Source organism: Muriicola soli (assembly GCF_004139715.1).
Lineage (GTDB): Bacteria > Bacteroidota > Bacteroidia > Flavobacteriales > Flavobacteriaceae > Muriicola > Muriicola soli.
The window spans coordinates 2,053,757-2,067,546 of record NZ_CP035544.1 but is presented as its reverse complement, the minus strand read 5'-3'; the positions used below and the strand labels follow the sequence as shown (position 1 = coordinate 2,067,546).

Sequence of the window (13,790 nt, the reverse complement as noted above, 5' to 3'; positions counted from 1 at the left end):
ACCAATTCATATGTCGACTATAAAAACTGCCGCGAAGGACAGGGTTCCTGTTGGACAAAAGGCCGCCTTCGGGGCCGGTCATTTTATTTTAAATATCCTGCCGGGCACCCTTGGTGTTTTTATTCAATTCTTTCTCCTGACGGCTTGGGGAGTTGATCCTCTATGGGCCGGACTATTGGGAGGTTTACCCAGAATATTCGATGCCATTACGGACCCTATAATGGGTTTCATATCAGACAATACCAAATCCAGATGGGGACGTAGAAGACCCTATATTTTTCTGGGTGCCTTAATCAGTGGGGTGTTGTTCTTTTTAATGTGGCAGCTCGACGACAATGCTTCGCAATCTTATATTATCTGGCATGTGATGGTCCTGCAAATCCTTTTCCTTGTGGGAAATACAATGTTCGCAACTCCCCTGGTTGGATTGGGATATGAAATGACATCCGACTATAATGAGAGGACCAGATTGATGAGTTTCGCCAATAGTATGGGGCAGATTGCATGGATGATTGTTCCGTGGTTATATGTAATCATCCCTGATTCAGACACCTTTAATACGCAAACGGAGGGTGTCCGAACCATGGCCCTGATTGTGGGGGTGATGTGCGTGGTTTTTGGAATTCTGCCCGCCTTGTTTTGCCGGGGTATTGATTCCTCAAATATGAAGAACAGAAAAGAAATAAATTTTAAAACACTTGCTTCAAATATGAAAGATCTGTTCGCAGGAATAGTACAGGTCTCCAAAAACAAACCCTTTATGAAGTTATGTGGAGCAACGTTCCTGGTCTTTAACGGATTTCAACTTGTAGCCGCCTTTGGGGTGTTCATTATTGTGTTTTATATTTACAGCGGCAGTTATGAGCTGGCAGGTACATGGCCTGCATGGTTTAATACCATAAATGCCATGATAACCGCCTTTTTGGTGATCCCTATTATTTCAAAAATGTCTGACAGATGGGGAAAGAAAAAGGCCTTTATCATATCCACCATTCTCTCCATTGTAGGTTATTTGCTAAAATGGTGGGGTTTTGATATCGAACTGAACCAAAAGTTTAACGATACATGGTTGGGTAGTAGCATGACTTCCGGGGTAGGTTCTATCTTCGAGTCTTTGAATCCATTTTTAGACAGCATTGGGATGTCCTGGTTTAGTATTGATCCAGGGAGTGAAATCCCTTGGTTGATCTTTGTGCCAATTCCACTTTTTGCTTTTGGTATGGGAGGTCTATTTACCCTTATGATGTCGATGACAGCAGATGTTTGCGATTTGGATGAATTGGAGAACGGGATGCCACGGAAAGAAGGGACCTTTGGTGCCATCTACTGGTGGATGGTAAAACTGGGACAGGCAATTGCACTTGTTTTGGGCGGACTAATTTTAAAGATCGTCGGCTTCGATCCCAATATTACAGAACAAAGCCTTGAAACTATGAACAGGCTCAGGATCGCTGATATAATAATTCCCTCACTTACTGCAGCCCTTGCTGTATGGGTAATGTGGAAATATGATCTCACAGAGCAAAAAGCACGGGAAATTAAAGCTGAATTAGAAGAACGCAGAGGAGAACTTTAACAGGTTAATTAGAAACAAATAGATTTTTAAGAATTAAAAGATATGTCATCGAGTAGAAAAGAGAAATATTTGGCACTGGCTGCCCTTGATTATAACGGAAAAACTACCAAGCAACTTCAAAAACTCTGTAAAAAGGTCCTGGATGCAGGTATGCATGGTCTTTGCTTTAGCCCTTACATGGAAGGACAAAACCCGGGCGATCAGATCGGAGAAGATCAGATCAGAAGGAGGATGGAAATTATTCAGCCGTACACGAAATGGATAAGATCATTCTCTTGTACGGAAGGCAATGAGCTCATTCCGAAGATTGCACGCGAGTTTGGGATTAAATCCATGGTGGGCGCCTGGCTGGGAGACGATCCTGAGATCAATGCCCAGGAAGTAGAAAACCTTATTACACTTGCCAATGAAGGATATGTTGATATTGCAGCGGTAGGAAATGAAGTAATGTTAAGGGGAGATCTTACCGAAGACGAGTTGCTCGAAAAACTGGACCATGTTAAGAAGTCCATTCCTAAGGATATTCCGGTGGGTTACGTAGACGCCTACTACGAATTTGCAGAACGCCCGAGAATAACCGAGGCATGTGATATAGTTCTCGCCAATTGCTACCCGTTCTGGGAGGGATGTGACCTTGATTATTCCTTGTTGTATATGAAAGACATGTACCAGAGGGCTCTGAGAGCAGCGAACGGAAAAAAGGTCATCATTTCTGAAACGGGATGGCCATTTCAGGGCACGAATCTGGAAGGGGCATATCCCTCTTACGAAAATGCCCTAAAGTATTTTATGAATACTCAGAAATGGGCTGAGGAAGATAATATTGAGGTCTTTTATTTCTCCTCTTTTGATGAATCCTGGAAAGTAGGAGCCGAAGGAGATGTGGGTGCCTTCTGGGGTCTTTGGGACAAAGATGAGAAACTTAAATTCTGAGTTCATTGGCAACTCTATAACCTCAAGAGTCTGACCTTCATTGCAAGAAAGATGGGGATTGCTACGGATTATTTGATCCGATTTATCTATCATTTGAAAATAACGCCTAGAAATGCCATTTCAAAAAACTAACCAATAATTGAAGACCATGGAGCAGCCGAGCGCAGTAGTTAAGATGAATAAATCCTATACTATCCTAATCAGCTTAATTGTTGCTTTGGGCGGTTTTCTTCTGGGATTTGACAGCGCAGTGATCTCTGGGGCAGTAAAGGGAATTACCCTTTATTTTGAGATGACTGAATGGATGCTAGGGTTCTCTGTAGGCTGTGTGGTTTTTGGGGCAATGGCCGGAAACCTGATGGCCGGGCCGGTGGCTGACAAGTTCGGTAGGAAAAACACGCTGATAGTCGTAGCAGCTCTATTTACCATTTCTGCGAGCTGGTCTGCACTCGCTACGGGATATACAGAGTTTATAATCGCAAGAATAATTGGTGGAATCGGGATTGGCGGTGCTATCCTGATTGCGCCTATCTATATCGCCGAGATCGCCCCTCCCAAATTAAGGGGCAGCCTGGTTTCTTTTAATCAACTGAATATTGTCATTGGGATCTCAGTGGCCTATTTCTCCAATTACTTTCTTATCAATATCGAAGGGGAAAGCTGGAGATGGATGTTGGGAGTTGAGGCAATTCCGGCACTTATCTATTTTATCAGTTTATGGACCGTTCCAAAAAGCCCCAGATGGCTTATACAGAAGTTGAATAAGATTGAATTGGCCCGAAAGATATTAGCTAAGATTGGAGGAGAGGAATACGCAGAATTAACTATTCAGGAGATTCAACGAGGCGTTGATAAGAAAGAAGAAAAAGGAAAGCTCGCGGATATTCTCAGCAGCAAGTACGCAACGATCATGATCATTGCTCTCGGAATAGCATTTTTCCAGCAGATCACAGGAATCAACGCTATTTTCTACTACGCCCCTACGATATTTGAGCAAGCAGGTGGGAGTACCGATTCTTCTTTTTTACAGGCAATCGTGGTTGGGCTCACCAATTTGGTTTTCACTCTGGTGGCCATATGGCTTATTGATAAACTGGGAAGAAAACCCTTGTTGCTTATCGGAACCACTTGTATGACCATTGCCCTCTTGATGGCAACCTATGCCTTCAATAGTGCCACTTACGATTTTAACGAAACTACGCTGAATAAAGTTAGTGATCAGGATGTTAAATCTGCTTTGGCTGATTTGGAAGGAAGTAGTTACGATAGTCAGGCTGCACTCTTTGAAGCGGTACAGCAACGACTGGAAGAAGACAAATTCCTGGTTTTTAAAAGGAATGAGATCACGAATTTCATACAGATCAATGCAACTTTGGTCCTCATAGCGATATTGCTCTATGTGGCCTCCTTTGCCATTTCCCTGGGTCCGGTCATGTGGACACTGATCTCGGAGATATTTCCGAGTAAGATTAAAGGGATTGCAATTTCTGTAGTAGGATTTTTTAACTCCCTGGTTAGTTTCACGGTAACACAGGTCTTTCCCTGGGAATTGTCCAATCTCGGACCTACGACTACCTTTGCGATCTATGCCCTTCTATCTTTTTGTGCGATTCTCTTTGTCTATAGATTTGTAATTGAAACTAAGGGCAGAACACTGGAAGAAGTAGAAGAGTTGCTGATTAGAAATTAGATCTCATTTGAGAATCCGAAATATAAAATTCAACTCAGCGATTCAATGAAATCAATTAAAGCATTACATACCTTTAGTGAAGTAAGTCCGGCAAAGGTTGAACTTGTAGAATCCCAAGGTTCTTTTCAACTCATGGTGAATAAACACCCCTTTTTTATTCGCGGGGCAGGCTTAGAATTTGGGAATATCAGATCGCTGGCAGAACACGGAGGAAATTCATTTCGTACATGGCGCACCGATAATGGGCAGCGATCAGCTATAGAAATTCTTGACGAGGCTCATAAATACGGTCTCATGGTATGTATGGGGATAGAGATCGGAAGGGAACGTCATGGTTTCGACTACGACGATAGTGCACAGGTGCAGCAGCAATTAGAGCGTGTAATGAAGGAGGTAGAGGAGTTAAAAGATCATCCGGCTCTTTTGATGTGGGGAATTGGAAATGAATTGAATCTGAAGTATACCAACCCCAAAGTTTGGGATGCGGTAAATGAAATTTCGGAAATGATACACAAGACAGACCCTAATCATCTCACAACTACCAGTTTATCGGGTATATTTAAAAAGGAATTAAAGCATATCAAAGAGCGATGTCCGGATCTGGATTTACTCTCCTTCCAACTTTATGGAAATCTTCCTATTTTGCCAAGACTGGTAAAGAAGTTCGGTTATACCGGGGCCTATGTAGTTTCTGAATGGGGAGCCACAGGACATTGGGAAGTGCCTCAAACTTCATGGGGTGCACCTATTGAGGAGAATAGCACAGAAAAAGCAGGGAAATATCTCGAGCGATATAAAACTGCCATAGCATCAGATCCTGAACAATGTGTCGGGTCCTTTGTCTTTTTATGGGGTGATAAACAGGAACGTACACCAACCTGGTACGGAATGCACCTGGAAAGTGGAGAAGAGACTGAGGTAGTGGATGTGATGCACTTTTTGTGGAATGGCGAATGGCCCGAAAACAGGGCGCCAAGGATTATTTCCTTTGTACTTGACGGAAAATCTGCGGAAGAAGATATCAGACTGAAGAGAAATAAGTCCTATAATTCAAAAATAATGCTGGCGGTAGTAGCCAATAAATCAATAGATTTTCGCTGGGAAGTTTTACCGGAAAGTACAGATCTGAAAGAGGGCGGAGATCCCGAGGAAAAGCCAGAGCTGATCAAGGGAGCCATAAAGGAGCTAGGAGACAATGAAGTAGTACTTAGTGTGCCCGATGCAGGACACTTTCGGTTATTTGTTTACGCCGTGGATGGTGATAACAAGGCAGCAACTGCCAATATACCTTTTATTGTAACTTAAAGGCTTGGAAAAGTTGATAACGAGATCAAAATAGATTGAATAAAATTATAATATCATGAATCAAGGGATTAGAGTAGGAAATAACGTCTTACATCAGGGAGATAAAAAAGTAAACGGCAGCCAGCTTGTCATTGAGAATGAAACCTTTTACAAGATCAGCAACAGTGATGCCATGCGCCCCTTTTTTATGAGTATTGTAAGCGATTCAAACCACTGGATGTTCCTTTCTAGCAATGGCGGTCTTACTGCAGGGAGGAAGAACAGTGAATTTGCCTTGTTTCCTTATTACACTGATGATAAGATCACTGAGTCGATTGAGGTTACAGGTAGCAAGACCCTGCTGAGGATAAAAACCGAAAAAGGAGATCTGCTATGGGAGCCTTTTTCCGATCGTTATAAGGACGTATATAAGATCACGAGGAACCTCTATAAGAATACCTTTGGTAATAAGGTTGTTTTTGAAGAGATCAACGAAGATCTCAGCCTTATTTTCCGGTATCAGTGGAACTCCAGTAACGTATACGGATTTGTTAAAAGGGCTAGCCTGGAAAACACCAAGGATTCTGAAGTGGATGTTGCACTACTCGATGGAATTCAAAATATTGTACCCCATGGCGTAACTACGGAAATGCAAAATACGCGTAGCAACCTCGTTGATGCCTATAAAAGAAGCGAATTAATTTCAAAGACCGGTCTTGGTATTTATGCCCTAAGCGCAATAATCGTGGATAAGGCTGAACCCAGTGAAGCCCTCAAGGCAAATGTCGCCTGGTCTTTGGGTATGTCAAAGGCTACTTATCTACTGTCTTCTCTGCAGTTAGAGGCATTCAGAAAGGGCAAGGATCCCAATCAAGAAACTGATATCAAAGCAGAAAAAGGAGCGTATTTTACCGGCTGTCAAACTACCATCAAACCCAATGAAAAACTGGAATGGATGATCGTTGCCAATGTCAACCAAAACGCCAGTGATGTGGCAGCGCTAAACAAAAAATTGGAGAATCAGAAAGCTCTGAAAGAAGAAGTATTGAAAGATATAGAAGCCGGAACGAAAAAGCTCAAGCAATTAGCCGGGGCTGCAGATGGTTTTCAGTGCAGTCGGGATATTCTGCAAACCTCAAGACATTACGCAAACGTACTCTACAATATCATGAGAGGCGGTATTTTCGACTCTGATTACCGGGTTGAGCGAAAAGATTTTAACACTTACCTGCAAAAGGCGAACAAAGAGGTCTTTGATTCTTTTTCCGTGGAATTACAGCAACTGCCTGAGATTTTTGATGTAAAAAACTTACGGAAGCTGGCTCATAAAAGTGGAGATGCCGATTTTCAGCGTCTCTGCCTTGAGTATCTTCCACTAAAATTCAGCAGGAGGCATGGAGACCCAAGTAGACCGTGGAATAGATTTTCGATCAATACACGCAGTGAAATAGATGGGTCGAAGATCCTGGATTATGAGGGAAATTGGCGGGATATTTTCCAGAACTGGGAGGCACTTGCACATTCATATCCCGATTTTATCGACGGGATGATCCACAAATTTCTCAACGCCTCTACCTTTGACGGCTATAATCCTTACAGGGTAACCAAGAGCGGGTTCGACTGGGAAACTATTGAGCCTGATGACCCCTGGTCGTACATTGGTTACTGGGGAGACCATCAGATCATTTACCTTTTAAAATTCCTCGAATTTATTGAAGACTACTATCCTTCTAGGCTCAGTGACTATTGGGACAGAGATCTTTTTGTTTACGCCAATGTACCCTACAAAATAAAGGGGTATCAGGAGATTGTAGCTAACCCAAAGGACACCATAGATTTCGATAATGAATTAGACCATATAATCAATGAAGCCAGGGATAAAATCGGGGCCGATGGCGCTCTCTTAACCGGGCAGGATCATCAAATCATCCACGTTAATCTGGCAGAAAAACTCTTGGCAACAGTCCTTGCCAAGTGCTCGAACTTTATCCCGGAGGCCGGTATATGGCTAAATACGCAACGCCCCGAATGGAATGATGCCAACAATGCGTTGGTAGGAAACGGGGTATCCATGGTGACACTCTATTACTTGAGACGATTTTTAGTGAAGTTCAGAGAGATTGTCGAAACGAATGATGCGGATGAGGTGAAAGTTTCCTCAGAGATCTCAGAATTTATGAAGTCTGTGGTTCAGACACTGGAAGCTCACAAAGCCGGACTTAAAAGGACCTTCACCGATGGAGAGCGATTACAGATTATGGAAAGTTTGGGAACTTCTGGTAGTAAATACCGCGAACAGATCTATAATTCAGGTTTTAGTGGGAAGAAAGTAAGTCTTTCTAAAGCAGAACTGATTCGATTTGCAGATACTATTTTGCCATTCCTTGAGCATTCCATTGACGCAAACAAAAGAGAAGACGATTTATATCACTCCTACAATCTGATCAGCATCAGACCAGGAAAAGGTACTGCTGTAGACTACTTGAGTGTAATGCTCGAAGGACAGGTTGCAGTACTCAGTGCCGGTTACCTCAAAGCTGATGAAGTACTTAAGCTTCTCAATAGCCTGAGGAAGAGCGCTCTCTACCGAAAGGATCAAAACAGTTATATCCTTTATCCTGATAAGCAGTTACCGGGATTCATGGTTAAAAATGTCATCCCCGCCGAAAGGGTAAAAGACTCTAAACTATTAACAGAGCTCCTAGAGACAGGAAATAGTCAGATAGTTGAAAAAGACGTCAGTGGGAAATACCATTTTAATGGTAATTTTCACAACGCAAATGATCTCAATAAAGTGTTAGAGGAGCTTAAGGATAGCAAGTACGCCTCCTTGGTTAAAGCCGAAAAAAGCCTGGTACTTGACATTTTTGAAGAGGTTTTTGATCACAAATCCTTCACCGGCAGATCCGGTACCTTTTTCGGATACGAAGGATTGGGCTCTATCTACTGGCATATGGTCTCTAAATTGTTATTGGCCGTAATGGAATGCAGCAGACGTGCTGTTTCGGAAGGAGCTTCCGAATCAACTATCAAAGCCCTGATGGAGCATTACCACGAGATCAATGAGGGAATAGGAGCTCACAAATCACCTGAGGTATACGGTGCTTTTCCAACAGATCCGTACTCCCATACTCCTGCCACCAAAGGGGCACAGCAGCCGGGTATGACGGGGCAGGTAAAGGAGGATATCCTTAGTCGTTTAGCCGAATTAGGAGTACAGGTTCAAAATGGGAAATTGTCATTTGGAACAGGCTTGATTCAGAAGGAGGAGATCCTGAAAGAAGAAGCCCAGTTTGATTTTATTGATTTAAAGGGGGAGCAGCAAACTCTGACACTAGCACCCGGCAGTATTGCGTTTACCTATTGCCAGATCCCTGTGGTGTATAGCTTTGGCACCCAAGAAAAGGTTGAACTCATCTATGAGAGTGGAAAATCTGAAAAGATCGATGGCTTAAAACTCAATTCAGAGACTAGTAATCGCATCTTTGAGCGAACAGGTGAGATCAAAAGGATTGAAGTCGGCCTTCGGACAGATCAAGTGCCTATGTAGATGAGGTCGGGGTTAAATAGACTTAATGCGGTAGTTTGTCGCGCAATACTCCGTACATAAACGTACCGAGAATGGCACCTCCGATGACCAGGAACATACTCAGGACTCCTGTACCAACCAAAATATACATGGGACCGGGACAAGCTCCGGCAAGGCCCCAGCCAAGTCCGAATACAGATCCTCCGATGATGTATCTGGCAATACTTTTGTCTTTTGAAGGAATTTCTATGGGTTGACCTTCAATGCTGTTGAGTCTGGACTTTTTGATGAGCCATATTGCAGCGATTCCAACTACCACGGCTGATCCTATTATTCCATACATATGGAAGGATTGAAATTGAAACATCTCGAAGATCCTGTACCAGGAGACGGCTTCAGATTTTACTAAAACAATACCGAAGAATACTCCGACCATTAAATACTTCAATAATTTCATGCGCTAAAGATTAAGGGGTACAAGAAATGAACCATGACGAGTCCGCCAATAAAAAAGCCTATTACGGCAACCAGGGAGGGCCACTGCAGATTACTCAATCCGCTGATCGCGTGTCCTGAGGTACATCCTCCTGCGTATCGGGTACCGAAGCCCACAAGAAATCCACCGCCTATCAGGATGAGTAACCCTTTTAAGGTTAAAGCTGCATTCCAGTCGTATATTTCAGGAGGCAGCAGAGAGGCACCGGCATTTTCAAATCCCAGGGAACTGAGATCGGATACTGTTTCAGGGTTCAGAGCGATTGTAGACCCATCTGAGAGGAAGTTTACTGCGATAAATCCGCCTATTACAGCTCCCAATACCACGGTCAGGTTCCATATCTGTGACTTCCAATCAAATTTAAAGAAGGAAGCAAAATTATCTGCGCCTCCCATGGTACACAGGGTACGCAGATTACTAGACATGCCAAAGGTCTTGCCAAAATAGATCAGCAAGACCATGACCAGGGCTATCAAGGGTCCGGAGACATACCACGGCCAGGGTTGAAGTAGTAATTCCATGTATAAAATTTTATGCAAAGATAGGTGAATGACTCCCTTTCAATGTAATCCTGGTTACAGATCTCTAATATAAAAAAGGACGAACTGGTTTAGCCATATTTCCCGGCAGGATACAGCTTACTGTTTTACGAATACCTGAGACTGAAAATCCGGTAGCATTTCCCCTAGGGTAAGGGTCAGGACCGAACCATCCAGGGCATAGGAGTTCTCTGATTCCTCAGAAAGGACGATCTGTCCGTTAACCAGATCCCAGGTTCCAGTGGTAGATTGATTAAAGTTACAGGAAATGGCGTATAGGTCGTTGGTAATAAGGCTGATATTCAATTGCATGGCAAATTTACTGTAACTGAGGTCTTCGCGCAGTATGATACTCGCACTTAGGCAATCGAGTTCTTCCATAAGGTCTTGCGAAAGGACATCATCGTTGTTGAGGTCCTGGGGCGGACTTACAATATATTCTGAGAGGTTATAGAGTCCGGTAATGGCATCGAGTAGATCCTGTGAAATTTTCGGCTCAGAAGGGGAAGAATCCTTGGAACAGGAGGTAATAATTACTAAAAAAAATACCGCGAAAAACAATTTGATCTTCATAGCAAATGAATTTACAGCGAAGATACTATTTATCCTGTTTTACATCCAATTCTCTTGGAGTGTGCGATACAATAATTGCTGCTCGTAAAATATTGTGATTTTATAGATTTTCATTTAAATTTTGAGTAGGTATGCATTAAACCATTAATTTTAACTATCAGAATAAAATATCTGAGAGATTAAGAAATACATTTTTACTCAGATTCAATTATCGGAACTGTATGAATATCTCATTCTCACCTAGGCAGGCATTAAAGACTTTAATTATCTTAATTTCAGTTTTGATTATATTGAGTTCTTTGTTCCTATTATTACATTCATTATATGGAAACAATTATACAAATTTATTACGTCGACTGTTCAGTCTAGACTCTGAGAGAAATGTTCCAACATTTTATTCATCGAGTACTTTAATGATTTCGGCATTTTTGATTTTTATGATTGCAACAAGGAAAAAGATACTGAGAAGAGACTTTATATTGTGGATTATTTTAGGGATATTATTTATATTCTTGGGCATAGATGAATTTGCGTCTATTCATGAAAAAGTGGGGGATTATTTTAGGAATAGAATGAATCTAACCGGGTATTTAGAAACTGCATGGATTGTTCCATACGGAATAGCTGTATTAGTGTTATTTATTCTCTATTTTAAATTTTTATCTAGATTACCTAGAAGAACAAGGAAGTATTTTGTGATTTCGGGATTAATTTTTGTCTTTGGGGCTATAGGTTTTGAAATAATTGCCACAAAAATGTCTAAAAAGGACTTCAGTTATCATATTATAATGACGTTAGAAGAATCTTTTGAAATGATCGGCATTGCTTTGTTTATCTACACGCTTTTGGATTATATATCGACTAAATATGGATATTTGGGAATAAAAGTTTCAAATAAAGAAGATTCATGAGATTTTTCAAAAAGCAATTAAGGTTGCCCTAATGCGATCCAAATAAGGAAAGAAAAAGCAACTAGAGTATTCTGTATAGCAAAGACCTGAACTATGTAATCTTTAGAATCCATGAAATTAAGAAACTTAAACCCAGTCTTACTTCTTACCCTTTTCTTGTTATCCTGTACTGAGCATGAGCAGCAACCCTTTGGTGGTCTCGCCCTCTACACAGTGAGGGATGACATGAATACCGATGCAAAGCAAACCCTCCAGGCTGTGGCCGATGCAGGATATGTAAATGTTGAAGCCGCTGGCTATGACGGGGGTAAATTCTACGGGATGTCCCCGGAAGAATTTAAAACCCTACTGGCAGAATTAGGGCTAAATCCTGTAAGTACGCACCAGGGATCGGTGACATTGGAAAATGCAGAACAGATGATGGCTGATGTTAAAGCTGCGGGATTCGAATATTTTGTGGTTCCCGTACCTCCAATGGGATTATTTACGTATGATGAAGCTACCTTGACCCTGGGCATGACCGGGGGTGCAGCCCATTTAACCGAAATTATTAATCAGCTGGGTGAAAAGGCCCATAATGCCGGACTCAAATTACTCTATCACAATCACGATTTTGAATTTATGGAAGATGAGGAAGGACTAGTGCCTATTGACTATATGCTGGAAAATACAGATCCGAAATACGTTAATTTCCAAATGGATTTGTATTGGGTGACCAGAGCCGGAGCAGATCCGTTAGCCTACTTTGAAAAGTACCCGGGACGTTTTAAGATCTGGCATGTAAAGGACATGGACGAAAAAGGTCGTTTTGCCCCGGTTGGGAGGGGGTCTATAGATTTTAAAACCATATTGGAACACAAGCAGCTTTCAGGGATGAAATACTATATGGTAGAGCAGGATATGACCTTTGACGGAATGGAACCACTTGATGCCATCCGAATTAGTCATGATGCCCTCAAGGAGATTGGGTTTAATTAAGAGTATAAGTTCAAGATTAAGTATTTAATTAAAATTCAGGAATACTCGTCCCAAGGACTATCGGGACTCCTGATCCCGCCTTACAAAATCAAGCTTTTGACGCCGGATCCAAAAAAATAACCCCGCTCCTCGGAGCGGGGTTTCCTGCTTGATGTGACCACGCCAGGATTTGCAGGCGCACATCCCGAGAGTTGTCGCTCCTGCAAATAGGAAACCCTGCAAAGCCAAGCGGCTTTGCAATTCTTTTTTCGTTCCCGCCTTACAAAATCAAGCTTTTGACGCCGGATCCAAAAAAATAACCCCACTCCTCGGAGCGGGGATTCCTGCTTGATGTGACCACACCAGGATTTTCTTCGCTTCGCTCGAACATCCTCCAAAGCTCCGCTTTGAAAATAGTCCAAACAAAAAAACGCTCAAGCGAACTTGGCGTTTTTTCTTATTGAACTATTTATTCGTGACCACGCCAGGATTCAAACCTGGAACCTTCTGAGCCGTAATCAGATGCGCTATTCAGTTGCGCCACGTGGCCTAAAGTGAATTCCCTTGTGAAAGGGCCTGCAAATATATTTCTTTTTACATTTATGGGCAAAATAAAGAAAAACCAAATATGGATTTTAAACAGTATGTGCGGGATATCGATAATTTTCCAAAGCAAGGAATTGGTTTTAAGGATATTACTCCCTTGCTGAAAGATGCTGAGGCCTTTGCTGCCGCTTCAAAGGCACTTTTAGAATTCATAGGAAATGAAAAGGTGGATGTAGTGGTGGGTATGGAAAGCCGGGGGTTTTTTTATGGCCCTGTTCTGGCACTGGAATTGGGGCCGGATTTGTCCCCGTAAGAAAAGTAGGGAAATTACCCCATCAGAAAATCAGTCATACTTACGACCTTGAATACGGGTCGGATACTTTAGAGATACACGCCGATGCCATTAACCCTGGAGACAGAGTAGTGGTACACGATGATGTTCTTGCCACCGGGGGAACCGCAAAGGCTACCTGTAAGCTTATTGAAGCCCTGGGTGGGGTTGTGATACAGTGTAATTTCCTACTGGAATTAACTGCATTACACGGAGCTTCAAAGTTGGTTGGTTATAAGGTAAATTCCTTAATGCGGTTCTAATCTATTGCCCTGGTGGTAACAAAATACCTCCAGCCTATTATGGCTAATTGTAGTTTACTGGCCTTTGAAAGATCGAAATCTTTTTTTGAGTAGGAGGGTAGAAATATCCTATTGATGGCAGCCAGCACTTTGAAAAAAGACTTTTTCATGCACCAAATGTAG

Annotated in this window: 11 protein-coding genes, 1 tRNA gene and 1 pseudogene; 8 read left to right on the top strand and 5 right to left on the bottom strand. The window is 42.2% G+C overall.

Annotation, left to right across the window (positions count from 1 at the left end):
- Positions 1 to 10: 10 nt before the first annotated feature.
- The 5 genes from EQY75_RS14250 to EQY75_RS09405 all read left to right on the top strand — a co-directional run bounded on the left by EQY75_RS14250 (position 11) and on the right by EQY75_RS09405 (position 9,033).
- Positions 11 to 1,576: an MFS transporter gene (locus EQY75_RS14250; RefSeq protein ID WP_129605324.1), complete on the top strand. Its 1,566-nt coding sequence runs from the start codon at positions 11 to 13 to the stop codon at positions 1,574 to 1,576.
- 42 nt (positions 1,577 to 1,618) lie between these two features.
- Positions 1,619 to 2,509 carry a glycoside hydrolase family 17 protein gene (locus tag EQY75_RS14245; RefSeq protein ID WP_129605322.1) on the top strand — a complete coding sequence of 297 codons (891 nt, stop codon included), beginning with the start codon at positions 1,619 to 1,621 and terminating at the stop codon, positions 2,507 to 2,509.
- A 148-nt stretch (positions 2,510 to 2,657) separates the two neighbouring features.
- Complete coding sequence (locus EQY75_RS09415; protein WP_129605320.1) at positions 2,658 to 4,199, top strand: sugar porter family MFS transporter; 1,542 nt, start codon at positions 2,658 to 2,660, stop codon at positions 4,197 to 4,199.
- Positions 4,200 to 4,244: 45 nt separating this feature from the next.
- Positions 4,245 to 5,504 (top strand): glycoside hydrolase family 2 TIM barrel-domain containing protein, encoded by a 1,260-nt coding sequence (locus EQY75_RS09410; RefSeq protein ID WP_129605317.1) that lies wholly within the window; start codon positions 4,245 to 4,247, stop codon positions 5,502 to 5,504.
- Between the two features lie 55 nt (positions 5,505 to 5,559).
- Positions 5,560 to 9,033, top strand: coding sequence for a hypothetical protein (locus EQY75_RS09405; RefSeq protein ID WP_217349958.1), 3,474 nt, complete (start codon positions 5,560 to 5,562; stop codon positions 9,031 to 9,033).
- Positions 9,034 to 9,055: 22 nt separating this feature from the next.
- Here EQY75_RS09405 and EQY75_RS09400 read toward each other — a convergent pair whose 3' ends face one another.
- From EQY75_RS09400 to EQY75_RS09390, 3 genes are all read right to left on the bottom strand, one after another.
- Positions 9,056 to 9,469 carry a DUF6691 family protein gene (locus EQY75_RS09400; RefSeq protein WP_129605315.1) on the bottom strand — a complete coding sequence of 138 codons (414 nt, stop codon included), beginning with the start codon at positions 9,467 to 9,469 and terminating at the stop codon, positions 9,056 to 9,058.
- Positions 9,466 to 10,029, bottom strand: coding sequence for a YeeE/YedE family protein (locus EQY75_RS09395; RefSeq protein ID WP_129605313.1), 564 nt, complete (start codon positions 10,027 to 10,029; stop codon positions 9,466 to 9,468). The genes EQY75_RS09400 and EQY75_RS09395 overlap by 4 nt, the downstream gene beginning before the upstream one ends.
- Before the next feature lie 117 nt (positions 10,030 to 10,146).
- Positions 10,147 to 10,620, bottom strand: a complete 474-nt coding sequence (locus EQY75_RS09390; RefSeq protein ID WP_129605311.1) for a hypothetical protein — start codon at positions 10,618 to 10,620, stop codon at positions 10,147 to 10,149.
- Positions 10,621 to 11,057: 437 nt separating this feature from the next.
- On the opposite strand from EQY75_RS09390, the gene EQY75_RS09385 reads away from it, so the two are divergent.
- Together EQY75_RS09385 and EQY75_RS09380 are read left to right on the top strand one after the other, a co-directional pair.
- Positions 11,058 to 11,531 carry a hypothetical protein gene (locus EQY75_RS09385; protein ID WP_129605309.1) on the top strand — a complete coding sequence of 158 codons (474 nt, stop codon included), beginning with the start codon at positions 11,058 to 11,060 and terminating at the stop codon, positions 11,529 to 11,531.
- Between the two features lie 111 nt (positions 11,532 to 11,642).
- On the top strand, positions 11,643 to 12,509 hold the full coding sequence (locus EQY75_RS09380; RefSeq protein ID WP_129605307.1) for a sugar phosphate isomerase/epimerase family protein: 867 nt from the start codon (positions 11,643 to 11,645) through the stop codon (positions 12,507 to 12,509).
- Positions 12,510 to 12,964: 455 nt separating this feature from the next.
- Here the strand turns inward: EQY75_RS09380 and EQY75_RS09375 are convergent.
- A tRNA-Arg gene (locus EQY75_RS09375) sits at positions 12,965 to 13,038 on the bottom strand.
- Between the two features lie 78 nt (positions 13,039 to 13,116).
- Here EQY75_RS09375 and EQY75_RS09370 point away from each other — a divergent pair.
- A pseudogene (locus EQY75_RS09370) lies at positions 13,117 to 13,628 on the top strand (adenine phosphoribosyltransferase).
- Here EQY75_RS09370 and EQY75_RS09365 read toward each other — a convergent pair.
- A complete protein-coding gene (locus EQY75_RS09365; protein ID WP_129605305.1) occupies positions 13,625 to 13,777 on the bottom strand; it encodes an SsrA-binding protein in 153 nt (50 codons plus the stop codon). The pseudogene EQY75_RS09370 and the gene EQY75_RS09365 overlap by 4 nt on opposite strands.
- Between the last annotated feature and the right edge of the window lie 13 nt (positions 13,778 to 13,790).